The organism is Campylobacter lari (assembly GCF_004357905.1).
Taxonomy (GTDB): domain Bacteria; phylum Campylobacterota; class Campylobacteria; order Campylobacterales; family Campylobacteraceae; genus Campylobacter_D; species Campylobacter_D lari_D.
On record NZ_SMTT01000001.1, the window covers coordinates 284,933 to 311,203 of the forward strand.

Genomic DNA, 26,271 nt, shown 5'->3' on the forward strand with positions numbered 1-26,271 from the left:
TTATACTAGAGTAAAAATAAGATTTAATGTAATTTTTAATTCATTTTCATATTTTACAAGCTCTAAATTTTTGACTTTTATATAAGGATCTAGTTCTTGCAAAAATTGCATTAAAAAATAAAAATCACCATTAAAACTCAATCTTAAATCATAATAAGTAAAATACTGATCTTGACTTTCATGACTTTGGATTTGTAAAAACCTTACTTTAGTGAGATTTTTTTCTATATTTTTTAAAACACTTTGATAATCTTTACTTTCTTCTAAGGATATTTCATTATCAAAAGATTGCAATTTTTCATCTTTAAAATCAGAAATCAATTCTTGTTTTTGCTCATATTTTGCTTGTAAAATAAATAACTCATCTTTTGACAATTTCATTTGTTTTTCAAAATACTCAAAAATACTCATATAGATTATAAAAAAACCAAATACAAAAGCCATTATCAAAGTCAATATAAATTCGCGTTTAGATAATCTCGTAAAAATATTTTCTAAATTTTCATAAAGATTTTTCAAAAACAAGAGTAATTTTTTCATCGTTAATCTCTTTATTTTTTAACACAAAATGATATTTTTTAAAATCATCATAAAAATCATAATCTTTATTAAGCTTTATGATAAAATCATTATTTTTTATATATAAAGCTTCTATATAACTTTGATGAGAATTTAAGACTTTTAAAAAATTATAAAAATCCTTATAGCAGAGCGTATTTGCATAAAATTTTTGTAACAAATCAATTTTTTGTTCATTTTTTTCTTGTAATTTTTCAACTTCATGATTTTGTTTTTGATTTATTTTTGCTTGCTCTAAGATATCATCTTGATTTTTGATTAAATTTTCATATTTTATTTTTTCTTTTTCATAAAATGATTTTTGCGTATATAAATACAAAGGATAAACTAAGGCTAGTAAAATCCCGCATGTAAAAGCTAATAAAATTTTAAAACTAAAAGATTTTAAATGATTTATTTTTGCTATATTGGCAAAATCAATTTTAACTCGATCATGTTTTTTTAATAATTTTTGATAGAAAGTATTACTATTAAATTTATCAAAACTGCTAAGATTTTGAGTATCGTCTATACTTATGATGTTTTTATATGTATTTTTTAATTTTTCATCATATATTTTACTATAAGTATTTAATGGCATAACTTTGCAATTTTGAAATTCACATCCCAAATACTCCACTAAAACTATGTATTTTTTCTTAAATAATAATGCAAGATTTTCACTATTTGTATCATTCCTAAAATACACTTCAAAGAGCAGGGGTTCTGGGATTACATAATCAACATCTAAAATATCTTCATATTTACACAAAAATACATGAGTAAAAGATTTATCTTGAAAATACTTTAGCTCATATGAAAAATCATCTTTAAGACCAAGTTCCTCAAAGCTCTTTTTTAAGATTTCATCTTCACTAATAGGATTTGTAAGTTTTATATATAAAAGTTTTTCATAAGTAAGAAAATCTTTTTTGATGATTTTTTTACTCATCATAAAGGATTTTTTTGAGATTTTGCTCGTTTTTATGCCAATTTTTTTCTAATTGAACGAACAATTTTAGCATTACCTTTTTTTGTGCTAATTTTTCTATTTTCATCCTAGCTTCTTTACCTATACGCTTAATTGTAGCTCCATCTTTACCTAGTATCATTCCTTTATGAGAATTACTATCTGTAATGATGATAGCGTTAATATAATAAATTTGCTCAAGCTCTTTGATTTTTTCTATTTTTACTTCAGTGCTATAAGGAATTTCATCACTTAAATTTTCATATATAGCTTCTAAAATAAAATCTCTATAGATATCCTTTTCATTTGTGGTAGTAATAAACTCAGGATCAAAATAATACGGATGTTCAGGCAAATACTTAATCATCTCATCTAAGAGAATTTTTTTATAAAATTTTTGCTTAGCAGAATAGGGGATAATAGCGCTAAAATGCGAGTTAAACTGAGAATACTCGCTTAATTTTTTAAGTAAGACTTCTTTTTTTACCAAATCAACCTTATTGATTAATACAATATGCGGCACTTTAGGATTTAAACTTAAAAAATTTTCATAATCTTTAATATCATCATAAATACTAGCCACAAATAAAATCACATCACAATCTACAATGCTTTTAATCGCCAAATCAATCATAAGCTGATTCATAGCTTTAGAGCTTGCATGCAAGCCTGGTGTATCTATAAAAATAAGCTGATGATTCTCATGCATTATAATTGCATTAATCTTTCTTCTTGTAGCATTTTGCTTATGAGAAACCATAGCCACTTTTTCTTCTAATAAAGAATTAAGGATAGAACTTTTTCCCGCATTAGTTCTACCCACTATGCTTATAAAGCCACTTTTCACAAGATATACCTAGCTAAATCTTTATTTTCTATGATATCTCCAAGTTTAACTTGCACTTTAAAATCATCTATTTTATAAACTTTTCCAGCATATTCATCTGCTTCAAAACTAATATCTTCCAAAAGTTTTTCCACCACCGTGTGTAAGCGTCTTGCGCCAATATCTTGCATTTCTTCGTTAGCCTTGCTTGCTATTTTTGCTATTTCTCTAATAGCCTCATCTTCAAAAACAAGCTCTACATTTTCAGTTTTTAAAAGCTCAATGTATTGTGTTAGTAATGAATTTTTAGGTCTTGTTAAAATAGCATATAAAGCATCCTCATCTAGCGAATCAAGCTCAACCCTTAAAGGAAAACGCCCTTGAAGTTCAGGAATTAAATCACTTGGCTTGCTTAAATGAAAAGCACCTGCTGCGATAAATAAAATATGATCAGTTTTTAAAGGTCCGAATTTAGTTTGTATAGTACTACCTTCAACTATAGGAAGCAAATCTCTTTGTACCCCTTCTTTACTTGGATCTTGGCGGTTTGAATTTGAGCTTGAAACTGCTACTTTATCTATCTCATCGATAAAAATAATCCCTTCATTTTCAGCTCTTCTTAAAGCCTCGCCTTTAATACTTTCCATATCAAGAATTTTTTCACTTGCTTCTTGAGCTAAAGCTATTCTTGCATCTTTTACTTTCATTTCTTTTTTAACTTTTTTATTACCCACGCCAATAACTTTTACTATATCTTGCATAGCACCCATTTCAGGTGGTAAATTTGGATTAGTATCAAACACGCTTTGTGAAATTTCAACTTCTATTGTGCTATCATCTAAATCACCAGCTTTTAATTTCACGCGCATTTTTTCTAAAGAATTTTGATACTCTTCTTGTTTTTCTTCACTAACACCCTTTGGTAAAGGTGGTAAAAGTTTTTCTAAAATTTTATTTTCTATAAATTCATTAATTTTGTCTTTATTTTTTTCTTTTTCTTCGTTTTTTACTAAATTTAAAGCAGCATTAGCTAAATCTCTAACCATGCTTTCTACATCACGCCCAACAAAACCAACTTCAGTATATTTACTTGCTTCAACTTTTACAAAAGGAAGTCCCATCATCTTAGCAAGGCGTCTTGCAATCTCTGTTTTACCAACCCCAGTTGATCCTATCATTAAAATATTTTTTGGCATGATATCATCTTGAAGTTCAGGGCTAAGCTGCATTCTTCTATAACGATTTCTTAAAGCAATTGCTATAATTTTTTTGGCGTTTTTTTGTCCAATTACATAATCATCTAAAAATTTCACAATCTCTTTTGGAGTTAAATTCATTTATCATCCTCAATTACATAAGTTTTAATATTTGTATTTGTATAAATGCAAATTTCACCAGCTATTTGCAAGCTTTCTTTGACTAATTCTTCTTCATCTAAATTTGAATGTTTGGCTAAAGCTCTTGCAGCAGAAAGTGCATAGTTACCCCCACTACCAATAGCAGCTATAGCACCATCTTCAGGCTCAACTACATCTCCAGTTCCTGAAAGTAAAAATATATGATCTCTATCTAATACCAACATCATTGCTTCAAGTTTTCTTAGGTATTTATCCTTACGCCATTCTTTTGAAAAATCTATTGCAGCTTTTAACAAATCACCCTTAGAACTAGAAAGTAGTTTTTCAAACATGTCAAAAAGATTAAAAGCATCAGCAGTGCTTCCTGCAAAACCTGCTAATACTTTTCCATTGTTTAATTTTCTAATTTTAACTGCATTGTTTTTTAAAACAGTGTTTCCAAAACTTACTTGCCCATCTCCACCAATTACAGATTTATTTTTACCTTTATAAGCTAAAATTGTAGTTGCGTGAAACATTATTCTCCTTTAACTTCTAGCTTAAATACAGCATGAATTGCATGGCCTAATTTTGCTGAAATTTCATGCACACCAAGCTCTTTTATGGTATCACATTCTAAGCTTTTTTTATCAAGCTCTATACCTTTTTGATCTTTTAATGCATGTGCGATTTCATCTTTAGTAACCCCACCAAACAAGCTTCCATTAGCTCCCACAGGCTTAGCTATACAAATAGTGATTTTAGATAATTCCTCTTTTAATTTTTCCAAATTTGCAAGTTCAAATCTTAAATTTTCAGCCTTTTTCTTTTGCTCTGCTTCATATTGTTTTAAAACTTCATGTGTAGCAGCTTTGGCAAAACCTTTGGCAATTAAAAAATTTTGTCCATATCCATCTTTTACTTCTTTAACTTCTCCTGCTTTTCCTAAGCTTTTTACATCTTTAATTAATAATACTTTCATTGTTTTCCTTTTTAAAATTTTCTTCCATTTTTACCTGCGATGATAAATCTCAAAGCATTTAATCTTATAAAGCCTGCTGCATCTTTTTGATCATACACAGCATCTTCTTCAAAAGTACAATAAGCCTCGCTAAATAAGCTATCATTCACACTTTCTCTGCCTATTACTATTACATTACCTTTATATAATTCAAGTTTAACTTTACCATTTACATATTTTTGTGACTCATCAATTAAGGCTTGAAGCATTAATCTTTCAGGCGAGAACCAATAGCCATTATAAATTAAACTTGCATATTTTGGCATTAATTCATCTTTTAAATGTGCTGCTTCTCTATCAAGAGTGATACTTTCTATAGCACGGTGTGCTTTTAAAAGTATACTTCCACCCGGAGTTTCATAACAACCTCTACTTTTCATACCCACATAGCGATTTTCAACAATATCAAGACGACCTATACCATGTTTTGCACCAAGCCCATTAAGTTTTGCTAAAAGCTGTGCAGGAGACATTTTTTCTCCATTAATAGCACATAAATCGCCTTTACTAAACTCAAGCTCTATCACTTCGCTTTCATTTGGAGTTTCTTTTAAATCTTTCACCCAACGCCACATATCCGCTTCAGGTTTAGCAGCGGGATCTTCAAGTACTAAACCCTCATAAGAAATATGCAATAAATTTGCATCCATAGAATAAGGTGACTTACCTAGCTTTTTAGCTATATCAATACCATGTTTTTGCGCATAAGCTAAAAGTTTTTCACGGCTATTTAAATCCCATTCTCTCCAAGGAGCAATAATGGCTAAATTTGGATTTAGCGCCAAAGCACCTAATTCAAAACGCACTTGATCATTTCCTTTACCTGTTGCTCCATGACTAATAGCATCTGCATTAGTTTTATTTGCTATTTCTACTAAAGCTTTTGCTATCAAAGGTCTTGCTATACTTGTACCTAGTAAATATTCTCCTTCATAAATAGCATTTGCTCTAAACATAGGAAACACATAATCTTTTACAAATTCATCTTTTAAATCTTGAATAAAAATATTTTCTTCTTTTACACCCAAAGAAAGCGCTTTTTTTCTAGCAGGTTCAAGCTCTTCGCCTTGTCCAATATCTGCTGTGAAAGTTACTACTTCACATTTATACTCATCTTGTAGCCATTTTAAAATTATACTTGTATCAAGTCCGCCAGAATATGCTAAAACTACTTTTTTAATATCTTTTTTCATTGTCTTTCCTCTTTGTAAAAAAATGATTGTAAAATTTAACGAATTTAGCTTAATATAATGTAAAATATTTAGACATTTTATAACATTTTCTTGTATTTTTTGATAAAATATTTTTATGAGAATAGATAAATTTTTAAATGTAGTTAATATTACTAAGCGTCGTGCTATTTCAGAAGATATGTGCAAAAGTGGTGTAGTAAGTATAAATAATCAAGTAGTTAAAGCTAGTAAAGAAGTAAAAATTGGCGATGAAATAAGCATTAAATTTATAGAATATACCAATACCTATAAAGTCTTAGATATACCAACAACCAAAAGCATACCAAAAGCTATGCAAGAAAAATATGTGGTAAAAATCCAATGAAAGAAATGATTTTAAGCCAAAATGAGCTTTATAAGCTTTGTGAAATTTTACCTAAAAATGGAGTTATTTTACTTCAAGGGGATTTAGCAAGCGGTAAAACTACTTTAGTACAAAATTATGCTCAATTTCTTGGAGTAGAAAAAACGCTTAATTCTCCTACATTTTCTATCATGCAAGAGTATGATTTTCAACAAGGTAAAATGTATCATTATGATATTTATCAAGAAGGTTTTGATGGGCTTTTAAAAAATGGCTTGATTGAAAATTTTTTTGAAGAGGGTTTGCATTTGGTAGAGTGGGGTGATGAAAAATTAAAAAAATATTTAGATAAATATCAAATTTTTAATATAATTTTACAAATCATTCCTTATGAAAATAAAAGAAAGTATATAATACATGAGTAAGCTAGAAGCTAGAAATTTAGAAAAAATCATTAAAAAAACTAAAATCATACACGATGTTTCGCTAGAAGTGCAAAGTGGAGAAGTTGTAGGACTTTTAGGGCCTAATGGAGCAGGAAAAACTACGAGTTTTTATATGATATGTGGACTTATTTTGCCAACAAGTGGACAGGTGTTTTTAGACTCACAAGATATCACAAAAGAACCACTTAATAAAAGAGCAAAGCTTGGCATTGGGTATTTACCTCAAGAAAGTAGTGTTTTTAAAGACTTAAGCGTAGAAGAAAATTTACTTTTAGCCGCCCAAGTAATATATAAGGATAAAAATTTATTAGAACAAAAGATAGAACAAATGCTAGAATTACTTAGCATAGAACCTATTAGACACAGAAAAGGCATGAGTTTAAGTGGGGGTGAAAGAAGGCGTTGTGAAATCGCAAGATCACTTATGTGTGATCCTAAATTTTTACTTTTAGATGAACCATTTGCTGGGGTTGATCCTATCGCAGTGAGTGAAATTCAAAGCTTGATTAATGATTTAAAAGCTATGAATATAGGTGTTTTAATCACTGATCATAATGTAAGAGAAACTTTAGCAATTTGCGATAGAGCTTATGTGATTAGAAGCGGAAGGTTGCTAGCTAGTGGTAATGCTAATGAAATTGCGCATAATGAAGATGTTAAAAAATATTATCTTGGAAGTGAGTTTAGACTTGAATAATGCTTAAACAAAAAACCTCTATAACACAAAAAGCAAAACTATCACAAACCTTAAGATCTTGGCTTCCTATATTGCAAGCTAATATTGAAGATCTAAAAGAAAGTTTAGATGAATTTGCTAAAGAAAATCCTTTTATAGAGATCAAAGAAAACTCAAGCATTACAAACAATCAAAACAAGTATTATCAAGAGTATTTTAGTAAAAATACCACTACACAAATGATTGATGCAAAAAGCTTGGAAGTAAAAAATGTATATGAACTTTTAAGCGAGCAAATCATACCACCATTTTTTCCTACTAAAAAATCCCAAACCATTGCTGAAAAAATCATAGAATGTTTAAATCATGAAGGTTATTTTGAATATGATGAAGAAATTTTAGGTGAATTTGATCCTTTAGAAGTAGAAAAAATCAGACAAAGATTTAAGTATCTTGAGCCTATTGGAGTGGGCGCAAAAGACAATCAAGAAGCTTTTATTTTTGCATTAGAGCATTTTGACTTAGATGATGAGCTTTATGAGTTTTGCAAAATGTTAATTTTAAATTTAGAAAATGCAAAAGATTTTATCAAAGATCCTTTATATAAAAAGGCTATAGCTATAATTAAAAAAATCTCCATTCCACCTTTTTTGGAGTATTTTGAAGAGAGCATGGAAATCATTCCTGATATATTTATTTATCAAGAAAATGGTGAAATTAAAATTAAAATCAATGATGATTATTATCCTGAAATTGCTTTTGAAGCAGATGGTTTAGATCATGAGTTTTTAAGTGCTTATTTAAAAGATGCAAAAAATTTAATCGATGCACTAGCTATGCGTAAAGCTACCCTTTATAAACTAGGGCTTATGATTATAGAATATCAATATGATTTTTTCATGGGCGGAGATATTAAACCTATGCAACTTAAAGATTTAGCACAAGATCTTGAAAGAAATGCTTCTACTATTTCAAGGGCAATTGCAAACAAATACTTAAGTTGTGATAGAGGTTTAATACCTTTAAAATCTTTCTTTACCACCGCAGTTGATGATGGCGAAACTTCTAATGCTACAATCAAAGATTTTCTTAGTAATTTAATTAAAAAAGAAAATCCTAAAAAACCTTTGAGTGATTTGAAAATTCTTGAACTCACTCAAAAAGAATTCCCAAGTGTGCAACTAGGGCGTAGGACTATCACTAAATATCGTATGCAACTTGGTATAGGAAGCTCAAGTGAGCGTAAAAAATTATATGAATTGATGTAGGAAAAGATGAATTTAGAAAGTATTTTTGAAAAAACCATAAAACAAAATGTGCGTTTAGTAGCAGCTAGCAAGTATGTTCAAGATGAACAAATTCGAGAGCTTTTTAAGCAAGGTGTTATAGAGTTTGGAGAAAATCAAGTCCAAGCTTTAGCTTTAAAAAAAGAAAAACTTCAAGATTTAGAAATCAAATGGCATTTTATAGGCAATCTTCAAAGTAACAAAATCAATCTTTTAATCAAACAAAACCCATTACTTTGGCAATCTTGCAATGGCTTAAAAATCGCCAAAGCCGTAGATAAAAGACTTGATTATAAATTAGATACTTTATTAGAAATCAATACTGCTAATGAAAGTTCTAAAAGTGGTATAGAGCAAAATAAGGCCATAGAAGAATATTTACAAATACAAGAAGAGTGTAAAAATTTAAACCTTACAGGCATTATGTGTATAGGCTCTATGGATGAGGAAAAAGTTCAAGAAAGCTTTGAGCAAACTTTTAAAATCTATGAAATTTTACAAAAACACGGGGCAAAAATTTGCTCCATGGGTATGAGTGGGGATTTTGAACTAGCTATAAAATGTGGTTCAAATATGGTGCGTTTGGGGAGTATTTTATTTAAATAAACCCCATTTGTTTTGCTTTTTCTATCATAAAATCTGCGCCATTTTCACTTTTTAATCCTTGCAAGGCTAAAGATTTTTCTTCTAGTGAGAAATTTTCTACCAAATTTAAAAATTGATGTTTTTCTTCTTGGGTTAAAATTTCACATAAATTACGCTCTTTTAAATACAAAGCATTAAAATACTGATGATTTTTAGCCGCATATGGATAAGGAATAAAAATACAAGGAAGTAAATTTGCACTAAGCTCAAAAAGACTGCTTGCGCCTGATCTTGATATAGCTAAATCTGCTTTAGAAATTTTATCCATAATGTTTTTATCAAAGTCAAAAAGCTCTACTTTGACATTTAAATCCTCATAAGCTTTTTTACATCTTTCATAATCATTCTTACCACATTGATGAATGATATTTATGCCTTTTTCTTTAAAGTATAAAGCATTTTCTAAAGCAAGGTCATTAATAAATTTAGCCCCTTGAGAGCCACCAAGAAAAATAATATTTTTTAATTCTTTTCTCACTCTTGCTTTTTGAGAAAAAATCTCGCTGATAGGATAAGGACAAAAGAAAGTATTTGCTTTGTTAATTTGATCATCAAAAGCAGTAAAAAAAGCTTTAGAAAAAGGCTTTAAAAGTGAATTTAAACTTCCTATTTTTGAATTTTGTTCATGGATTAAAAGTGGAGTATTTGCCATTAAAGCACCAAAAGCGCCTGGAGCACTGCTATATCCACCCACACTAAAAACTGCTTTAATATTATGTTCTTTTAAAATTTGTTTTGTTTTTCTTGCAAGTTTTAAAATATGTAAAAATGATTGAACTTTAGCTAAGCCTTTTTTATTAACAACGCCTTGAGAGCTTAGAAAATATTTTTTATAAAAACCATTTTCATTTTCAAACCAAAGTCTATCTTGGCCATTTTCACTTCCTATGTAAATACATTCTATGCCTTGTTTTCTTGCGCTTTGCAATAAACATCTAGCTATAGCCAAATGCCCTCCCGTGCCTCCACCTGTAATTGCTATCATTTGTCCTCTTTATTTAGTTTTTCTTCTAAAAATTTAATTCTTTCCTCTAGTTTTTGAATTCTCTCTTTTTGGCTTATTTGAAATTCTTTAATATAAGCAGGTATACCAATAGCTGTTAAATTTGCCCCAACATCTTTTAATACAACTGCATTTGAACCTATTTTTGCATTTTTACCTATGGTAATATTACCTAAAATTTTAGCCCCAGAGCCTATGATCACACCATCTTCTATAGTAGGATGTCTTTTGGTATTTTTATCTAAACTTGTGCCACCTAAGGTTACTCCTTGATAGATAATCACATCATTACCAATTATAGCTGTTTCACCTACTACCACACCTATTGCATGATCTATGAATATCCTTCTACCTAGCGTAGCTCCAGGATGCAAATCAACCCCTGTTAAAAACTGAGAAATTCCACTAATCATTCTTGCTATGCGTTTATAATTTTTGATATAAAAAAAATGCGCAAAACGATAATTTACCACAGCCCAAACACCAGGATAGTTAAAAACTAATTCCACCCAAGATCTATATGCAGGATCTTTTTGTTTTGGCATAGAAAAATCTTCTTTGATTAGTTTAAAAATACTCATTTAGAACCTATACTTTTTAAGTATCCATTATCATTTAAAAATAAATAAATTTCACCCAAAATATGTTTTTTTTGATTTTCATTTACAAGTTTTGAAGCATAAATTTTTTCATTAATATTGTCCATAATTGCATGCACATCATAATCAAGATCTTCTAAGGTATCTAAAATAGATTGAGCCTCTAGCACGCTTTCTACTTCAAAACCCTTTTCATTAATACTTATACAAGCTTCGGTTGGATGTGTAAAAAGATTATGCTTCATACCAAGCACTTCTTGATAAGCTCCCACTAGGAAAAATCCTAAAAAATAATCTTCAGCTTCTACATCAATATCATGTAAAAACAAAGGATTATCTTTCGAATAAGAAATTTCCCCATCGCTATCACAAGTTATATCCCATATACTTGCACTTCTAGTTGGCTTTTTATTGAGTCTATCAAGTGGCATGATAGGGAAATTTTGCTCTAAACCCCAAAAATCAGGTAAAGACTGAAATACTGAAAAATTCACTAAATATTTTTCTTGCACTTCATTTTGCAAACTCGATAAATCAGCTTGATCACCCACCAAAGAAATAGCTTTTCTCATAATCAAATGTACTAAAATTTCACTATTAGAGCGATCTTGTAAATCCACATAACCCAAATCAAACAAGGTTAAAATACTCTCCATATGATCAATGCTATCATGTAAATACTCAAGTGCATTAGAAGCTTTAATGTTTTTATACAAATCATAAAGTTCATCAATAAGTTTTGGGTTTTTATCTTTTAATAAAAGCTTGCTTTCTGTGTATTCTTGAGAAAAAAGCTCTAAAACAGGCGCTACTAAAACAGCATGATTAGCTGCTACAAAACGCCCACTTTCTATAAAAATATCAGGCTCTAAATCTTTTTTTTGTTCTGCAATACCTTTTAAAATAAACACAACATCGTTTGCATACTCACTTAAGGTGTAATTTCTGCTTGTTTCGTTTTTAAACTGAGAGTATTCTACCGCTAAACCTCCACCAAGATTAATAGCTTTTAAATTTTTTGCCCCCATTTTTCTAAGCTCGGTGTAGATATTACCCGCTTCATTTAGAGCTTTTTTCAAAGGATGAATTTCAGTAATTTGTGAACCTAAATGAAAATGTATCATAGTAAATTGCTCTAAAAGTTTATTAGCTTTTAAAAGATTTACCGCTTCAATAAGCTCAGTGGATGTTAAACCAAATTTTGAATTTATACCACCACTTTTTGCCCAAATTCCTACTCCAGCTGAATGCAAACGCACTCTTAAACCTATATTTGGCTTTGGCTTAAAACGATTTTTAGCAATTTCAATCATTGCTTCAAGCTCATTAAGTCCTTCCATAGTTAAAGTGATATTATGACCCATTTCACACGCTATAAAGCCCATATTTATGAGTTCTTTATCTTTAAAGCCATTAACTGTTATAGGAGCACTTTCATTATTATAAGCCATAGCTAGTAAAAGCTCGGCCTTACTTCCTGCCTCTAAGCCATAGTTGTATTCTTTACCTAGATTAACTAAATTTTTTACAAAACCTGGATATTGATTGACTTTTAAAGGATATACAGCGTTAAAAGAACCTTTATAGTTAAATTCTTTTTTCGCTTTAGCAAATTTATTATAAATTTGCTCAATTTGCTTATGGATTAAATGAGGAAAACGAAGCAACAATGGCCCCTTATAACCATCATCGCGCAAAGTATTTACTATATCTATAATAGCAGGTTTTTTACCATGATTTACACATACTTTGCCATTTTCAATGATAAAATTATTTGCACCCCAAATATTAATACCATAATCAATCATAACTCATTCTCCAAATTTACTAATTTTATATTTTTAGTATCTTTATTTTCTAAATTTTTATAAAAAATCTCTTCTTTTTGCATTTCATCTTCGCCTATACACAAAAAGATTTCAGCATTAGCATTATCTGCTTGGTTTAAATGCTTTGCAAGTTTTTTTGCTTCATAGCTTAAATATACCTTATGTTTTTTTCTTAAAGTATTTGCTAATTTAAAAATAGTATCTATATAAGCTTCATCCATGGCACAAAGATAAATTCCTTCTCTTGATTTTATGCTTTGTTTTTGTTCTAAAATAGCCATAATCCTTTCTATACCCATAGCAAAACCCACACCATAACCACTTTTACCATCTAAGTATTCAATCAATCTATCATACCTTCCACCACCTGCTACGGCAGCTTTTGCACCGATTTCATCGCTAACAAACTCAAATGCACTTTTGGAATAATAATCAAGCCCACGCACTAATTTTTCATCACATTCAAATTCAACATCATTTTCTTTTAAAAGTTTTTGCAATTTTTCATAATCTTTCTTACAACATGAGCATAAATTTTCACTTAGTTTTGGTGCATTTTCGATTAAACTTTGACAATGATCATTTTTGCAATCAAGCACTCTAATAGGATTTAAGTCTTTTCTTCTTAAACAATCCTCACAAAAACCTTCTTTAGAATTTAAAAAATCTATGAGTTTTTCTTTATATACACCCATACATTCTTTACAGCCTAAAGAATTAATTTTCAAGCTTGTATGAATTTCTAAGCGTTTAAAAATTTCATTTAGCATTAAAATAATGCTCGCATCCTCATACACACTTGCTATGCCAAAGCTTTCTACTCCAAATTGATGAAATTCACGCAATCTTCCTTTTTGTGGCCTTTCATAGCGAAACATAGAGCCATGATAAAACCATCTTTTAACACTTTGAGCCTTGTCCATTTTAGCTTCTATGTATGATCTTACCACCCCAGCTGTCCCTTCAGGCCTTAAACACACATCATTGCCTGCTTTATCAACAAATTCATACATTTCTTTGCCAACTATATCAGAGCTTTCTCCAACACTTCTTTTAAAAAGCTTAGTAAGTTCTAAATGCGGACAATTAATAAAAGTAAAACCATAGTTTTTAGCTACTTTTTCACAAGTTTTTACCACTTTTTCATAAAGAGTAGCTTGATCATCTTGTAAATCTTTCATTCCTTTTAAAGCATTAATCATCTATAAAATCCTTAATTTTTTCATGTAAAATTTCAATACTCAAAGAAGCATCTAATTTTAAAATTTTTATATCTATCTTAGTTTTTAAAAACTCTAAAGTTTCTTCTAGGGCATTTTGTATATTTAAAAAATATTCAACCCCTCTTTTTTCAATACTATCTAGATCTTTTTTAGAAAGTCTTTGTTCAATAAGCTCTTTAGAGCCATGCAAAAATATAACCTTTTGCGGAAAAACCCCGCCTGTGGCAAAAGAATTTAACTCAAATAAAATATTTTGATCAAAATCACATCTTGCATAAGCCATATTAGAAATAAAACTACGATCTGAAATGATAAGTTTGTTTTTATTTTGTGCTAAATGCATGTCGATTAAATTTGCTCTATCTGCTAAAAAAAGCAAAAGCTCAGTTTTTTTAGAAAAATGTATTTTGCTTTCTAATAAAATTTTTCTCAAATGCACTCCAAGCTCACTTCCACCTGGTTCTTTAGTAAAAAATGCATTATGAAAATATTTTTTTAAAAGTTCTATCTGTGTGCTTTTACCCACACAATCAACCCCTTCAAAAGCTATATACAATCTCTCTCCTTTAATAAAGGTATAATTTCTTTTGGCACAAGCTTGCTCACATCACCATTATGAGCACAAATTGATCTTACTATGGAGCTTGAAATAAAAGAATTTTTTAAATTTGGCATAAGATATATGGTTTCAAAATCTTCCCAAAGCATGTGATTTGCATAGCCAAGTTGTAATTCATACTCAAAATCACTCACCGCTCTTAAGCCTCTTATAATGATATTTATTTGCAAATTTTTAGCAAGATCTACTAGTAAGTTATCAAAAGTTGTAATTTTAACATTTTTTAAGTCTTTTGTAGCAATTTTTACCATTTTTTCTCTATGCTCTAGACTAAACATAGGCTTTTTACTTTCACTTTTAGCTATAGCAACTACCACCTCTTCAAACATCTTGCTAGCTCTAATGATAACATCTAAATGTCCATTAGTGATAGGATCAAATGTTCCTGGATACACACAACTAGCCATCATTGCCACCTTTGGTATAAATTATGCTCGATATTTGCTAGATCAAGCCATTTTCCTATGATAAATTCATATAATTTTTCTAAATTATCAATCTTAGCATAACTTGCCATTACAGGAGGAGCGATGATAACTCCATAGCTAGAAAGTTTAGCCATTTGTTCTAAATTTAAAGTAGAATAGGGCATTTCTCTTACTCCAAGTATGAGCTTTTTGCGTTCTTTTAAAGCCACTCCTGCAGCTCTTGTAAGTAAAGTATCATTTATACCGCAAGCAATTTTTGCTAAAGTGTTAATCGAGCAAGGTGCGATAAAAGTCGTTTCTATGCCAAAAGATCCGCTTGCTACGCATTGACTAATGTCTTCATTATCTAAAAAATTTACATGTTCAAGCTCAAATTTATCTTTTATGTGTTGCAAAAAGTCTATATTTTGCAAAAGGGAATTTTCTTTTATAAAGCTTATTTTTGCATTTTTACTCACAATAGCATAAATTTGTCCTTTTTCTTTTAAATGTTTTAATAATAAAAAGCCAAGCTCGCAAGAACTAGCCCCGCTAATACCTACTAAAATTTTTCTCATTTTAGCTCCACATAATTTTTACTAATAACTTTACCATGCACGACTTTTCCATCTTTATTTTTAAGGCGAATTCTTTGGTTTAAATTCCCACTTTGCAAGGCTTTTAATTCTATCATCATACTTAAATCCCCATCTTTGATGATACCATAAACAGAATCATTTCTTTGTATAAGGGTTTTGGTTTTAAACATATTATATTTTAAAATCATATTTTCTCTTATATTGCTTTTGGCTATTAAATTTGTGATTTCATCTTTTTTTAATACACCTTGAGGGGCTTTATCAAAAGGAATTTTTAAAATTTTAAAACTAGCAGGACTTAAATTTTCATTACGCGAAATAGGACGCGTAGTTTGCAAAACTTCTAATTTTGCCTTTAAAAAATACTTAAAAAATATATTTTTTTTAAACTGCTCTGGAGTTTTAAATTCAGCCTTTATAAAGCCATCGGCTCTATCAAAATTATGATTACCTAGCTTTAAAAAAATATATTGATTAAAATCAGCAGGCAAACTAGATTGAGTGTTAAGATCTAAAGAAATGATTTCTAACTGCGGATAATTTATTTTAAATTCTTTAATCAAAGCTAATTTTACTTCATCAAAATTCGAAGCAAAACTTAAAGTATAGAAAAATAAAACTAGAATGATTTGTTTAAAAAACAATACAGCAACCTCTTATATAAAATATATTAATTATATAATACATCAAAAAAGTTTGATTTTAGTTAAAAGAAGTGGAGCGGGAAACGAGATTCGAACTCGCGACCCCAACCTTGGCAAGGTTGTGCTCTACCCCTGAGCTATTCCCGCATTTTGAAAGTAGAGTATGATTTTATCAAAACTTTATTTTATTGTCAAGTTTTTAAAATTAAGGAATGTTTTTTGCTTGTAGTTATTAAATTTTAAAAGGAGCAACTCATGCAAGTAAATGATAAAAATAGTCCGCTAGCCCTAAACAATATGACAAAAATCAAAGAAAAAAACACATCTTCAGATGAATTTCAAGCTACACTTAATGCACTTAAAGACAAAGAGGAAAAAGAGTATAAAAAAGATAGCAACAATGCTTTTAGTAATACAGATTTAAATATAGGTTCAATTTCTAAAGATTATAGCGTATATGCTTGGGAGAAATTACGCCAAAGCAAATACCAAAAAAATGAAGAAAATATCTTAAACAATCTTTTTAAAACTTTAGATAAAGCAAGAAGTTAATCATTCAAAATAGGGTAGTGCAATACCCTATTAAATTTTTAAAACTTTAACTTCTTGATCTTTTACTAATTTTGTATCATCAATTTGCGTGATTAAAATATGCGTGTTTTCACATAAAGGTTTTAGCATACCTGAGCCAAATTTAGCTTCACTTGGTTTAAAATACCCATCGACTAATTTTCCAAAAGCAAAATCATTTCTTTGACCTTTGAAATTTAAATCTTTAGTCAATCTTGCTTTATCAAATTCCAAAAGTTCTTTACCATAAAGTAAATTGAGTATATTTTTTGCAAAAATATGCGTTGAAACTAAAGAGGCTAAAGGATTTCCTGGTAGGACTAGAAAAAGCATATCGCTTTTGCTAAAAAGTTTTACATGCTTACAAAGTTTAGCATTTACTTTTTCAAAAATAGGGCTAAAATCACACTCAAGTAAAGCTTGTTTGATAAAATCAGCCTCACCCACGCTAGCTCCACCACTGCTTACAAGCATATCAAATTCTTTATTTTCTAAAAGCTTTTTATATGCATTTAAATCATCTTTTATAAGTCCTAAATACTCAATATCAGCATAATCTTGCAAAATAGCATAAATTCCAAAAGCATTTGCATTATATATACTGTATTCATCAGCATTTTCCCAAGGTTCTACAAGCTCATCTCCACTTGAAAAAATCCCAACACGCAATTTCTTAACAACATTTAACTCATAAATTCCTTGAGCAGCGAGCATAGCTACCATGCCTGAAGTGATTTTTTGCCCCTTTTTAAACAAAAGTTCTCCAAGCTTTGCTTCCTCGCCTTTAAAGCGGATGGCATTGTTTTCTTTAGCATTTTTGGCATTGAGCTTTTCATCTTCAAGCAAAGCTTCTTCAAACATTAAAATAGTATTTGCATTTTGAGGAATTTTAGCTCCTGTCATAATTTTATAGCATTCATTTTTTTCTAAAATATAATCATTTTTATCGCCTGCTAAAATGCTTCCTTTTATTTTTAGCAATTCATTCTTATGTGTATAATTTAGTGCATAACCATCTAGGGCAGAATTATCAAAAGCGGGTAGGTTTTTTTTCACAAAAACATCTTCATATAAAATACACCCCAAAGCTTGTGTCAAATTTACTTTTTGAAATTCATTTTTTGCTTTGATTTGTTCTTTTAAAAAATCTAAAGTTGCAAAAATATCTCTCATTCTTCAAGCCTTCTTATACTTGCACCTAGTTTTTTAAATTTTTCTTCTAAATTTTCATATCCCCTATCAAGATGATAAATTCTATGAATTTTACTAGTTCCTTTAGCTGCTAAAGCTGCTAAAATCAAAGCAGAAGACGCACGCAAATCAGTAGCCATAACATCAGCTCCCAAAAGCTCTTTAGTGCCATTTATAGTAGCAATATGCCCGTTTAACCTTATATCAGCTCCCATTCTTAAAAGCTCACTTACATGCATAAAACGATTTTCAAATAATCTCTCATCAATAATACTTGCACCATTTGCTTTTAAAGCTAAAGCCATAAATTGTGCTTGCATATCCGTTGGAAAACCTGGATATTCGCTAGTTAAAATTTCAACTGGTTTGATTTCTTTAGCAGGATTTATACTAATACTATCTTCATTAATATCAAAACTAAAGCCCATTTGCTCTAGCTTTGCTAAAACTGCGCTAAGATGGCTTGCATTGACTTTTTTTAGAGTGATTTTTGAGTTAGTGATAGCTCCTGCACACAAATAAGTTCCTGCTTCAATACGATCAGGAATGATTTCAAAAGGTTTAAATTCTAAAAGTTCTCCACTTGTGCCATAAATTTCAAGTTCAGAAGATCCTATGCCTTGTATATCAAGTCCGGCTCTAGCTAAAACCTCACAAAGTTGCACTACTTCAGGCTCTTTAGCAACATTTAAAAGTCTAGTTTTACCATGAGCTAGGGCTGCTGCCATAATGATATTTTCACTGCCTGTAACAGTGATTTTATCAAACATCACATCAGCACCTTTAAGCCCTCCACTAGCTACTACATAGCCTTGTTTAATCTCAATATTAGCTCCCATTTTTTCTAAAGCTAAAAGGTGTAAATCAATAGGGCGTTGGCCTATAGCACAACCTCCCGGTAAAGAAACTTCACAATTTCCAAATCTAGCTAGTAAAGGCCCTAAGGTAAGTATAGAAGCACGCATTTTACGCACGATGTCGTATTTTGCTATGGTTTTATTTAAGTGTTTTGTATTTATTTTTGCAAAATTGTCTTTAAAAGTATAATTTGCCCCTAAATTTTCAAGCAAAGAAAGTAGGGTACAAATATCTGCTACATTTGGTAAATTTGAAATTTGCACTTCATTTTTAGCTAAAATACTTGAAGCTATCAAAGGGAGTGCAGCGTTTTTTGCACCACTTATTATCACTTCTCCATTTAACTTTTCAACACCATCAATCTCTAAATAAGTCATCAATTTTCCTTAAAATATATACATAATGATATAATAATATTTTACTACAAATATTATATAAATTAATAAGATTAAAGGTGTTTTTTGGGAGTTTTTCTAGTCATACTTGGTGGGATATTTTGGGCCATAAGTGGGGTTTTGGCTGAGTATTTGTTTAAAAATCATTATTCTGCTGAATGGGTAAGTTTTTATCGTTTGCTTTTTACCGGCGTTATTTTAATAATTTTGGGTGTAAAAAATTTCAAACTAAAATTACTAAAGCAAAAAGAAGAACTTAGCTCTCTTTTAATTTTTTCTATCTTTGGTTTATTGATAACTCAATATGGTTATTTTAAGGCTATTTATTATACCGATGCAGGAACTGCCACGATGATACAATACAACGCACCATTAATCATAATGCTTTTTATGTGTTTTAAAAATAAAATTTTACCTAAAAAAATAGAGCTAATCGCTTTGTTTTTAATACTTTTTGCCTTATTTTTACTTATAACAAATGGGGATATTAATGCATTAAAACTTGACATAAGAGGTGTTATTTGGGCTTTTTTTGGAGCTCTTGGAGTGGCATTTTATTCTTTGAGTGCTAGACTTATCATAGCAAAATATGGCTTATTTTTAATCATGGGTTTGGCTAGTTTATTTGCTTCTTTTTTGCTTTTTGTATTATTACAAGGAAATATCCCAAAACATGATTTTTCTTTAAATTCCTTTTTGGCTATGAGCGCGATTGTATTTATAGGTACAATAGGGGCTTTTTGTTTATATTTAAAAGGAGTTGAATTAATAGGGGCTTTTAAAGCTAGTATGATAGCTTGTATAGAACCTGTGGCTGCTGCTTTTATGAGTTTTTTATTTTTAGGAACTATATTTATAGCGTAATTGATCTTTTTGCTTTTGCTTTGATTATTCTTAGTGTGTTTTTAAATGCCAAAAAACACTAAGAATAAGTGATTAAAAAATACTAGATAAAACTATCTAGGTTCTATCGTGAAGTTTTTTGGCTACCTCTGCAGCTAATTTTAGCTTTTCATTATCAAAGTGCGTATAAATTCTTGAAGTATTTAAACTCGCATGCCCTAGTGCTTCTTGGACTAAAACTAAATCTTTTTGTTTTTTATAAAGTAGGGTAGCAAAAGTATGTCTTAACATATGGGCTCCATTTTTTTGCTTGCGAATTCCTGCTTTAAATAAAATTTGTTCTACTATACGCGAAACATAAGCTTGGGTTAGGGCTTTGCCATTGCGATTAACAAATAAAAGTCCATCATAAGAAAGATAATTTATCCTTACATCTTTTAAAAGATGTTCTATAAGCTCTTTTTTAATCATCACAACGCGGTATTTATTACCTTTAGCTCTAATGCGTATAATATAAAGATCATTTTCTTCACTAATATCTTTTAATTTTATATTAATAGCTTCACTAACCCTAATTCCTGTAAAAATGATGATTTTAATAATCAAGCGATTGCGTATGGTATTACTTTTAAAATCTGTATTATCAATAGCATCTAAAAATTTACTCACTTCATCTTCACTCATATACTCAGGTAGCTTAACTCCTTTAGAGCCACTTACACCTGCCCAATTTTTAAGGTTGATATCAAAAATATGTGCTTTTTGATCTTCTTCATTTTGTTTATCTAAAAATGCAAAAAAATTAATCACAGCTATGCGGTAGTTTTTCTTACTCGCATCAGACAAAGAAGCACTAATACTTGCTAAAATTTCTACTAAAAGCTCTTCATCGATTTGTTTTAGCGAATAAAGCTTATAAAATAACAAATACTCATAAAGTTTTTTCAAAGGATTAAAATATGTATTTACACCGCTAAGTCCTGCATTTCTTGCTTTTTTTACATAAGCATCAAGCTCTTGTATATTTTTAACACCCTTACTTAAGGCTAAATTTACTACAGCCAAGGCTTGGGGGTCTTTTAATTCTTTATTTGATAAAGAATTTAGTTTAAATTTCACATATCTACAAAGCCAAAATAAAAATGACTTTTCAAAATTTTCTTCACAATCTAGAGGATATTTCATCACTCATTCTCCAAAGCTTTCAAAGTAGCCATTTTTGCATGAATATATGCACTATCAAATAGCTTTTTAGAGCTTTCTTTTATAATCAAACCAAGTTCAGTACAACCCAAAATCACTCCTTGAATCTCCGGAAATTGAGCAATCAAATCACATAAATATCTTTTTGATTTTTCATTTATAATACCTTTGCAAAGTTCATTAAAAATAATGTCATTAAGCTTTAAAATATCATCATTTTTGGGAATAAAAACTTCAATCTTTGAGTTAATTAAAAGTTGTTTATAAAAATCTTCTTGCATAGTGTATTTTGTCCCCAATAACAATACTTTATCGATATTTTGCTCTTGAAGTTCTAAAAGCATAGCTTTGGCTATATGTAAGATAGGAATTTGAATGTTTTTTTGTATATTTTCATAACATTTATGCATAGTATTAGTGCAAATTAATATAAAATCAACTCCACTTTTTTGCAAAAGTAGGGCATGTTGGGTTAAAATTTCACTTGCTTTTTGCCAATCATTCTTTCGTTGACATTCTTCTATTTCTTCAAAATCAACGCTAGTTAAAACTATCTTGGCACTATGTAATTTTCCTAATTTTTCATTTGTTAATTTATTGATAATTTCATAATAACTAAGTGTGCTTTCATAACTCATTCCGCCTATTAAACCTATGGTTTTCAATTTTTTTCCTTTTAAAATTAATATAAAAATTATAAAAAAATCTTACTTAAAAAATATCAAGCTATAATTATAAAAACAAAATAGGGTGATGATATGTTTTTTAAGAAAAAAACCGCGCAAAAGCAAGTAAAACAAAACAATATTTCAAAACAAGATAATACTTTAAATAACGACTTTGCACAAGAAAAAAGACTTTACGAATTTAGAGAAAATATGAAAAAACTTAGCAAAAATGAAAATAGTGCTAAACTTTTAGCAAAACAACTTTCAAGATTAATTCAAAAATCCAAATAAAATCAAAAACTCCACACAAGTTAAACTTTTGTATTAATTTCTTTTTTTACTCATCATTTTAACTTTTTTAGTCTATAAAAATATTTTAATTTAAACTTAATATATATGTAAAATTATATGATAAATAGTAAAATATTGAAATTATATATATTTTGTATTGAAAACTATAATTTTCAAACTTTTATATTTATCTGTTTATACATAAGTAAAATATATTTAAAAATACCTATAATATAGTATTTAAAGCATTTTATTTTTTGGATGAAAATAATTTATCCATAAAAAAATAAGTATAATTTTTTGAAAAATATTATAAGTTATTTTATGCAGTTATAAAAGACTAAAGATGTATATTTTTTATTTCAACTAAATTTTAGTTTATATTTTTGCTTAAATAAATTTGAAGTTTAAAAATGTAGATTAGTTATTTTCTTGACTTTTAGGATAATCAAAAAACACAACTTCCCCACTGTGTTCTTTTATATCTTTAAATTCTTTTATATCAAATTGCATACATAAAATAGCAGAAGTTGGAAAGTTTTCTAAATCTATATGAGCTAGATACTCACAAAGTTCTTGCAATAAAGGATTGTGCATAATTAGCACTACCCTACTCTCTTTTGATTCTTTTATAAAATTTAACACATCCTTTAAATTACCATCATAAAAGCTTTTTTCTATCTTGATATCTTTTTCTTTTAAAGAAAAGCTTTTACAGAGTTTTTGTGCTGTTTTTATACAACGCTTAGCAGGACTTGAGATAATGCTTTGGGCTTTAAATTCTAAATCCTTAATCCTATAAATCATAGTTTTTAAATCATCTTTTCCACTAGAACTAAGTTCTCGTTGTAAATCTTGATCGTAATTTTCTTTTTGAGCTTTAGCATGACGAATAAAATAGATATATTTCATCTTATAACCTTAAATTTACCCAAAGCATATCCACATATAAAGCCAAAAATATGTGCATACCAAGCTATATTAACACCCATAAAAATAGGCACAAAACTCATTAATAATATAGCCACGATAAGTCCTTTGGTGGCGGTTTTATCCAAATATGCATAATACCCCATTAAAACACATATAGCACCACTTGCACCCACTACATTTACAAAACTGCCATCAAAACTTAAATACACATAAAAAGCACTAAGCAAAGAGCAAAGAATTCCACCGATTAAATAAAGCAGAGCAAATTTAAAACTTTTTAAGTATTTTTCAAGCATAGAACCAAATTGAAAAAGCACTATCATATTTAAAATCAAATGAGGCCAATTTCCATGCATAAATATTGAGCTTAAAATTTGCCAATAAAATCCTTGAAAAAAAAATAAATTTAAACCCAAAATAGTATCTAAATTTAAAGAACCAAAATAAAGATAATTTACAAAAATAAATACAATAACATTAAAAGCGATTAAAAATGAAGCTACCATTGCCCTACTTTGTATTTTTGATAATTATAACAAAAAGCTATTTAAATTCTAGCTTACACATAAAATTCACATTAATAAGATACAATATCGTCAAAAATATAATAAGGTTAAAAATGAAAAAACTAGCTTTAGCTTTTTTGATTAGTTTAAATACTCTTAATGCTGGTATAGTCATAGCACCTGATTCTTTGCCGGTAAATATCAAACAATTTATTAAAGATTACTTTAATGCAGAGATTGGTCTAGTAGAACAAGATGGATATTCTTACGAAATTTATTTAAGTGATGGAAGTGAAATTGAGTTTTCACTCAATGGAGAATTTAAAGAAGCTGAAAATTTCAGATCTTTAAATTATGCTATTTTGCCTTTAGCAATACAAAATACCATTAAAAATACCTATCCAAATGCAGCGATTATTGAAATAGAAAGAAAAATTTCATATTACAAAATAGAACTTAATAATCAAATGAAACTTTATATTGATGATAATGGGACTATTTTAAGACAAAAATTTGACGATTAAAATTGTTTAAGATCAAATAAGCAAGTTTTAAATTTTCTTCTAAAAAAGGCTTTAACCCTTATCAAAACTTATAAAAATTTCAATTGCTCCGGTAGAATAAGGAGCTTTATCATAGGCTCCGTATTGATTTTCTCACCTTAAATATTGCTTTTACTTTGTTTGGACAAAATCATAATTAGTACTACTCTTTATCAAATTAGATAAACAAATATCAAATTTTTCCTAAAATATTTAGTATAAATGTATTTTCATTATAGGTATATAACTCACACATAAGCTAAAATTTTTTAAATATTTACTCCTCTTGCACTCTTACTATCAGGCTTTTTGGTAGTTTAAAATATTCAATCCATTCTTGTTCTTTTTGTCTCATTTGTCCTTGATCTACCTCATGATCATATCCTTGTAAATGAAGCATAGCATGTATAAAAAGTAATGCCATCTCTTCTTCATTACTGTGTTTATACTCCATTGCTTTTTTACTTACTTCATCTAAATTTATCACAATGCTACCAAGTAAATTTTCACAATTTTGCATCAAAGGAAAAGATAACACATCTGTAGTTTTATCTATACCTCTTTGACTAAAATTAATCTCACGCATAACTCTTTCATTTACCAAAACAAGCTCTATATTTTGATCGCTCATTTTCTGTGCTATTTTTTCAAGAAAAGAAATATCCATTTCTTCTTCACAAAAAATCATTATTATCCTTTTGATTTTATAATTTCAAAATTATATCAAAATTAAGGAAAAGCATGAAAAAAGCTCTTTGTATTATAAGTGGTGGTATGGATAGTACTTTATGTGCATATTTAGCTAAAAAAGAAGGATATGAGATCATTGCTTTACATTTTGACTATAACCAACGCACCATGCTTAAAGAAAGGGAATGTTTTAATAAAATTTGTGAAAAACTTAACATAAAAACAAAATATATTTTAGATGTGTCATTTATAGCAAATATTGGAGGAAACTCACTAACAGATTTAAATTTAGAAATTCCCAAAGAAAAACTACATGAAAAAGAAGTCCCAAACACCTATGTTCCTTTTAGAAATGGTATTTTTTTATCTATCGCAGGTGCTATAGCTGAAAAGGAAAATTGTGAAAGTATTTTTATAGGAGTGGTACAAGAAGATAGCAGTGGTTATCCTGATTGTAGTGCGAAATTTATACAAAAAGCTAATGAATTTATCAATGAAGGTACAACAAAAACTTGCAAAGTACAAATAAAAACCCCATTAGTTCATCTAAGTAAAGGACAAATAGTTGAATTAGCCCTAAAAGAAAAGGTAGCCTTAGAATATACTTGGTCTTGCTATGAAAGAGGAGATAAAGCTTGTGGTAAATGTGATAGTTGTTTATTAAGACTAAAAGGCTTTAAAGAGGCTAATGTAAAAGATTTTATAGAATATGTTTAAAAATTTACTTTCATTTTATTTTAGTTTGTATAATTTGCTTTTTTAAACATTAAGGAGAAAACATGAAAAAAATATTATTTGGTTCATTTTTAGCTGCTTCGATTTTGGCAAGTAGTGCTTTGAGTAAAGAATTTAGCTTAGATAAAGCACACACAAATGTAGCTTTTAAAATCAAACATTTACAAATTAGCAATGTAAATGGAAATTTTAAAGATTATGATGCAGTAATTGATTTTGATAGTGCTAAATTTGAATTTAACAAACTTCAAGCAAATATAAAAGTTGCTTCTATAAACACAGAAAATAAAGCAAGAGATGCACATTTACAACAAGATGATTTTTTTAAAGCAAAAACTCATCCAAACATTACTTTTACTATGAGTAAATATGAAAAAATCTCTAATGAAAAAGGTAAAATGTATGGCTCATTAAGTATTGCTGGAGTAAGCAAAGATGTTGTTTTAGATACTGAAATTGGCGGTGTTATTAAAACAGATAGTGGCAAAGAAAAAGCAGGTTTTACTCTACAAGGACAAATTAAAAGAAGTGATTTCAAATTTGCTCCTGATACTTCTAGCTTAACACTTAGCGATGAAGTACAAATTAGCATCGAAGCAGAAATCAACGAAAAATAATACTA

The 26,271-nt window shown here is 29.0% G+C and carries 32 protein-coding genes, 1 tRNA gene and 1 pseudogene; 11 read left to right on the forward strand and 23 right to left on the reverse strand.

From position 1 onward, the window contains the following. From E2O22_RS01420 to E2O22_RS01450, 7 genes are read right to left on the reverse strand one after another with little or no spacing between them, the layout of a single operon-like run. Positions 1–540, reverse strand: a complete 540-nt coding sequence (locus tag E2O22_RS01420; RefSeq protein ID WP_133318895.1) for a hypothetical protein — start codon at positions 538–540, stop codon at positions 1–3. Continuing rightward, a complete protein-coding gene (locus E2O22_RS01425; RefSeq protein ID WP_133318896.1) occupies positions 503–1,513 on the reverse strand; it encodes a hypothetical protein in 1,011 nt (336 codons plus the stop codon). The genes E2O22_RS01420 and E2O22_RS01425 overlap by 38 nt, the downstream gene beginning before the upstream one ends. Beyond that, the gene (gene era / locus E2O22_RS01430; RefSeq protein WP_133318897.1) at positions 1,503–2,375 is read right to left on the reverse strand and encodes a GTPase Era; all 873 of its coding nucleotides are present in this window, start codon (positions 2,373–2,375) and stop codon (positions 1,503–1,505) included. Before era ends, E2O22_RS01425 begins: the two co-directional genes overlap by 11 nt. Next, entirely contained in the window at positions 2,372–3,691 is a 1,320-nt protein-coding gene (hslU, locus tag E2O22_RS01435; protein ID WP_133318898.1) for an ATP-dependent protease ATPase subunit HslU, read from the reverse strand. The genes era and hslU overlap by 4 nt, the downstream gene beginning before the upstream one ends. Beyond that, a complete protein-coding gene (gene hslV / locus E2O22_RS01440) occupies positions 3,688–4,230 on the reverse strand; it encodes an ATP-dependent protease subunit HslV (protein ID WP_133318899.1) in 543 nt (180 codons plus the stop codon). The genes hslU and hslV overlap by 4 nt, the downstream gene beginning before the upstream one ends. Then, positions 4,230–4,673 carry a 50S ribosomal protein L9 gene (gene rplI / locus E2O22_RS01445; protein ID WP_039618280.1) on the reverse strand — a complete coding sequence of 148 codons (444 nt, stop codon included), beginning with the start codon at positions 4,671–4,673 and terminating at the stop codon, positions 4,230–4,232. Before rplI ends, hslV begins: the two co-directional genes overlap by 1 nt. Before the next feature lie 11 nt (positions 4,674–4,684). Next, entirely contained in the window at positions 4,685–5,905 is a 1,221-nt protein-coding gene (locus E2O22_RS01450) for an argininosuccinate synthase (protein ID WP_133318900.1), read from the reverse strand. Positions 5,906–6,020: 115 nt separating this feature from the next. Between E2O22_RS01450 and E2O22_RS01455 the strand changes: the two genes are divergently transcribed. Genes E2O22_RS01455 through E2O22_RS01475 form a run of 5 tightly spaced genes read left to right on the forward strand, consistent with a single transcriptional unit; the run spans position 6,021 to position 9,262 of the window. Beyond that, positions 6,021–6,269, forward strand: coding sequence for an RNA-binding S4 domain-containing protein (locus tag E2O22_RS01455; RefSeq protein ID WP_066007995.1), 249 nt, complete (start codon positions 6,021–6,023; stop codon positions 6,267–6,269). Next, a complete protein-coding gene (tsaE, locus tag E2O22_RS01460) occupies positions 6,266–6,673 on the forward strand; it encodes a tRNA (adenosine(37)-N6)-threonylcarbamoyltransferase complex ATPase subunit type 1 TsaE (RefSeq protein WP_133318901.1) in 408 nt (135 codons plus the stop codon). The genes E2O22_RS01455 and tsaE overlap by 4 nt, the downstream gene beginning before the upstream one ends. Then, a complete protein-coding gene (lptB, locus tag E2O22_RS01465; protein WP_039618272.1) occupies positions 6,666–7,391 on the forward strand; it encodes an LPS export ABC transporter ATP-binding protein in 726 nt (241 codons plus the stop codon). The genes tsaE and lptB overlap by 8 nt, the downstream gene beginning before the upstream one ends. Continuing rightward, a complete protein-coding gene (locus E2O22_RS01470; RefSeq protein ID WP_133318902.1) occupies positions 7,391–8,638 on the forward strand; it encodes an RNA polymerase factor sigma-54 in 1,248 nt (415 codons plus the stop codon). The genes lptB and E2O22_RS01470 overlap by 1 nt, the downstream gene beginning before the upstream one ends. A gap of 6 nt (positions 8,639–8,644) precedes the next feature. Continuing rightward, positions 8,645–9,262: a YggS family pyridoxal phosphate-dependent enzyme gene (locus E2O22_RS01475; protein ID WP_133318903.1), complete on the forward strand. Its 618-nt coding sequence runs from the start codon at positions 8,645–8,647 to the stop codon at positions 9,260–9,262. Here E2O22_RS01475 and E2O22_RS01480 read toward each other — a convergent pair. The 9 genes from E2O22_RS01480 to E2O22_RS01520 form a co-directional block, all read right to left on the reverse strand. Beyond that, positions 9,255–10,286, reverse strand: coding sequence for a UDP-N-acetylglucosamine--N-acetylmuramyl-(pentapeptide) pyrophosphoryl-undecaprenol N-acetylglucosamine transferase (locus E2O22_RS01480; RefSeq protein WP_133318904.1), 1,032 nt, complete (start codon positions 10,284–10,286; stop codon positions 9,255–9,257). The genes E2O22_RS01475 and E2O22_RS01480 overlap by 8 nt on opposite strands. Beyond that, positions 10,283–10,885: a serine O-acetyltransferase gene (gene cysE, locus E2O22_RS01485; protein ID WP_133318905.1), complete on the reverse strand. Its 603-nt coding sequence runs from the start codon at positions 10,883–10,885 to the stop codon at positions 10,283–10,285. The genes E2O22_RS01480 and cysE overlap by 4 nt, the downstream gene beginning before the upstream one ends. After that, positions 10,882–12,711, reverse strand: coding sequence for a biosynthetic arginine decarboxylase (gene speA / locus E2O22_RS01490; RefSeq protein ID WP_133318906.1), 1,830 nt, complete (start codon positions 12,709–12,711; stop codon positions 10,882–10,884). The genes cysE and speA overlap by 4 nt, the downstream gene beginning before the upstream one ends. Continuing rightward, on the reverse strand, positions 12,708–13,934 hold the full coding sequence (gene hisS / locus E2O22_RS01495; RefSeq protein WP_133318907.1) for a histidine--tRNA ligase: 1,227 nt from the start codon (positions 13,932–13,934) through the stop codon (positions 12,708–12,710). Before hisS ends, speA begins: the two co-directional genes overlap by 4 nt. Then, positions 13,927–14,511 carry a dTMP kinase gene (tmk, locus tag E2O22_RS01500; protein ID WP_133318908.1) on the reverse strand — a complete coding sequence of 195 codons (585 nt, stop codon included), beginning with the start codon at positions 14,509–14,511 and terminating at the stop codon, positions 13,927–13,929. Before tmk ends, hisS begins: the two co-directional genes overlap by 8 nt. Next, entirely contained in the window at positions 14,502–14,981 is a 480-nt protein-coding gene (gene coaD / locus E2O22_RS01505) for a pantetheine-phosphate adenylyltransferase (protein ID WP_133318979.1), read from the reverse strand. Before coaD ends, tmk begins: the two co-directional genes overlap by 10 nt. Further along, positions 14,981–15,559: a UbiX family flavin prenyltransferase gene (locus tag E2O22_RS01510; protein ID WP_133318909.1), complete on the reverse strand. Its 579-nt coding sequence runs from the start codon at positions 15,557–15,559 to the stop codon at positions 14,981–14,983. The genes coaD and E2O22_RS01510 overlap by 1 nt, the downstream gene beginning before the upstream one ends. Next, on the reverse strand, positions 15,556–16,224 hold the full coding sequence (gene flgA / locus E2O22_RS01515; RefSeq protein ID WP_133318910.1) for a flagellar basal body P-ring formation chaperone FlgA: 669 nt from the start codon (positions 16,222–16,224) through the stop codon (positions 15,556–15,558). The genes E2O22_RS01510 and flgA overlap by 4 nt, the downstream gene beginning before the upstream one ends. Positions 16,225–16,296: 72 nt before the next feature. Then, positions 16,297–16,371: transfer RNA gene (locus E2O22_RS01520), tRNA-Gly, on the reverse strand. A 108-nt stretch (positions 16,372–16,479) separates the two neighbouring features. On the opposite strand from E2O22_RS01520, the gene E2O22_RS01525 reads away from it, so the two are divergent. Next, on the forward strand, positions 16,480–16,776 hold the full coding sequence (locus tag E2O22_RS01525) for an invasion antigen C (RefSeq protein ID WP_039668370.1): 297 nt from the start codon (positions 16,480–16,482) through the stop codon (positions 16,774–16,776). Between the two features lie 30 nt (positions 16,777–16,806). On the opposite strand, the gene E2O22_RS01530 is transcribed toward E2O22_RS01525, so the two are convergent. Beyond that, complete coding sequence (locus E2O22_RS01530; RefSeq protein ID WP_133318911.1) at positions 16,807–17,967, reverse strand: molybdopterin molybdotransferase MoeA; 1,161 nt, start codon at positions 17,965–17,967, stop codon at positions 16,807–16,809. Beyond that, the gene (murA, locus tag E2O22_RS01535; protein WP_133318912.1) at positions 17,964–19,220 is read right to left on the reverse strand and encodes a UDP-N-acetylglucosamine 1-carboxyvinyltransferase; all 1,257 of its coding nucleotides are present in this window, start codon (positions 19,218–19,220) and stop codon (positions 17,964–17,966) included. Before murA ends, E2O22_RS01530 begins: the two co-directional genes overlap by 4 nt. A gap of 84 nt (positions 19,221–19,304) precedes the next feature. Here murA and E2O22_RS01540 point away from each other — a divergent pair. Beyond that, a pseudogene (locus tag E2O22_RS01540) lies at positions 19,305–20,164 on the forward strand (DMT family transporter). Between the two features lie 34 nt (positions 20,165–20,198). Here the strand turns inward: E2O22_RS01540 and E2O22_RS01545 are convergent. Further along, complete coding sequence (locus E2O22_RS01545) at positions 20,199–21,266, reverse strand: tyrosine-type recombinase/integrase (protein WP_133318980.1); 1,068 nt, start codon at positions 21,264–21,266, stop codon at positions 20,199–20,201. After that, complete coding sequence (locus tag E2O22_RS01550; protein WP_133318914.1) at positions 21,266–21,949, reverse strand: aspartate/glutamate racemase family protein; 684 nt, start codon at positions 21,947–21,949, stop codon at positions 21,266–21,268. The genes E2O22_RS01545 and E2O22_RS01550 overlap by 1 nt, the downstream gene beginning before the upstream one ends. A 93-nt stretch (positions 21,950–22,042) precedes the next feature. Between E2O22_RS01550 and E2O22_RS01555 the strand changes: the two genes are divergently transcribed. After that, positions 22,043–22,243: a molybdenum cofactor biosynthesis protein gene (locus tag E2O22_RS01555; RefSeq protein WP_133318915.1), complete on the forward strand. Its 201-nt coding sequence runs from the start codon at positions 22,043–22,045 to the stop codon at positions 22,241–22,243. 420 nt (positions 22,244–22,663) lie between these two features. On the opposite strand, the gene E2O22_RS01560 is transcribed toward E2O22_RS01555, so the two are convergent. Further along, positions 22,664–23,155, reverse strand: coding sequence for a SixA phosphatase family protein (locus E2O22_RS01560; RefSeq protein ID WP_133318916.1), 492 nt, complete (start codon positions 23,153–23,155; stop codon positions 22,664–22,666). Then, entirely contained in the window at positions 23,152–23,682 is a 531-nt protein-coding gene (locus tag E2O22_RS01565) for a rhomboid family intramembrane serine protease (protein ID WP_133318917.1), read from the reverse strand. Before E2O22_RS01565 ends, E2O22_RS01560 begins: the two co-directional genes overlap by 4 nt. A 113-nt stretch (positions 23,683–23,795) precedes the next feature. Here E2O22_RS01565 and E2O22_RS01570 point away from each other — a divergent pair, with 113 nt between their 5' ends. Then, positions 23,796–24,206 carry a PepSY-like domain-containing protein gene (locus E2O22_RS01570; RefSeq protein WP_133318918.1) on the forward strand — a complete coding sequence of 137 codons (411 nt, stop codon included), beginning with the start codon at positions 23,796–23,798 and terminating at the stop codon, positions 24,204–24,206. Between the two features lie 295 nt (positions 24,207–24,501). Here E2O22_RS01570 and ybeY read toward each other — a convergent pair whose 3' ends face one another. Continuing rightward, on the reverse strand, positions 24,502–24,912 hold the full coding sequence (gene ybeY / locus E2O22_RS01575; RefSeq protein WP_133318919.1) for an rRNA maturation RNase YbeY: 411 nt from the start codon (positions 24,910–24,912) through the stop codon (positions 24,502–24,504). Positions 24,913–24,965: 53 nt separating this feature from the next. On the opposite strand from ybeY, the gene queC reads away from it, so the two are divergent. Further along, positions 24,966–25,631 (forward strand): 7-cyano-7-deazaguanine synthase QueC, encoded by a 666-nt coding sequence (gene queC, locus E2O22_RS01580; RefSeq protein WP_133318920.1) that lies wholly within the window; start codon positions 24,966–24,968, stop codon positions 25,629–25,631. Between the two features lie 62 nt (positions 25,632–25,693). Next, positions 25,694–26,266, forward strand: a complete 573-nt coding sequence (locus E2O22_RS01585; RefSeq protein WP_133318921.1) for a YceI family protein — start codon at positions 25,694–25,696, stop codon at positions 26,264–26,266. The last annotated feature ends 5 nt before the right edge of the window (positions 26,267–26,271 follow it).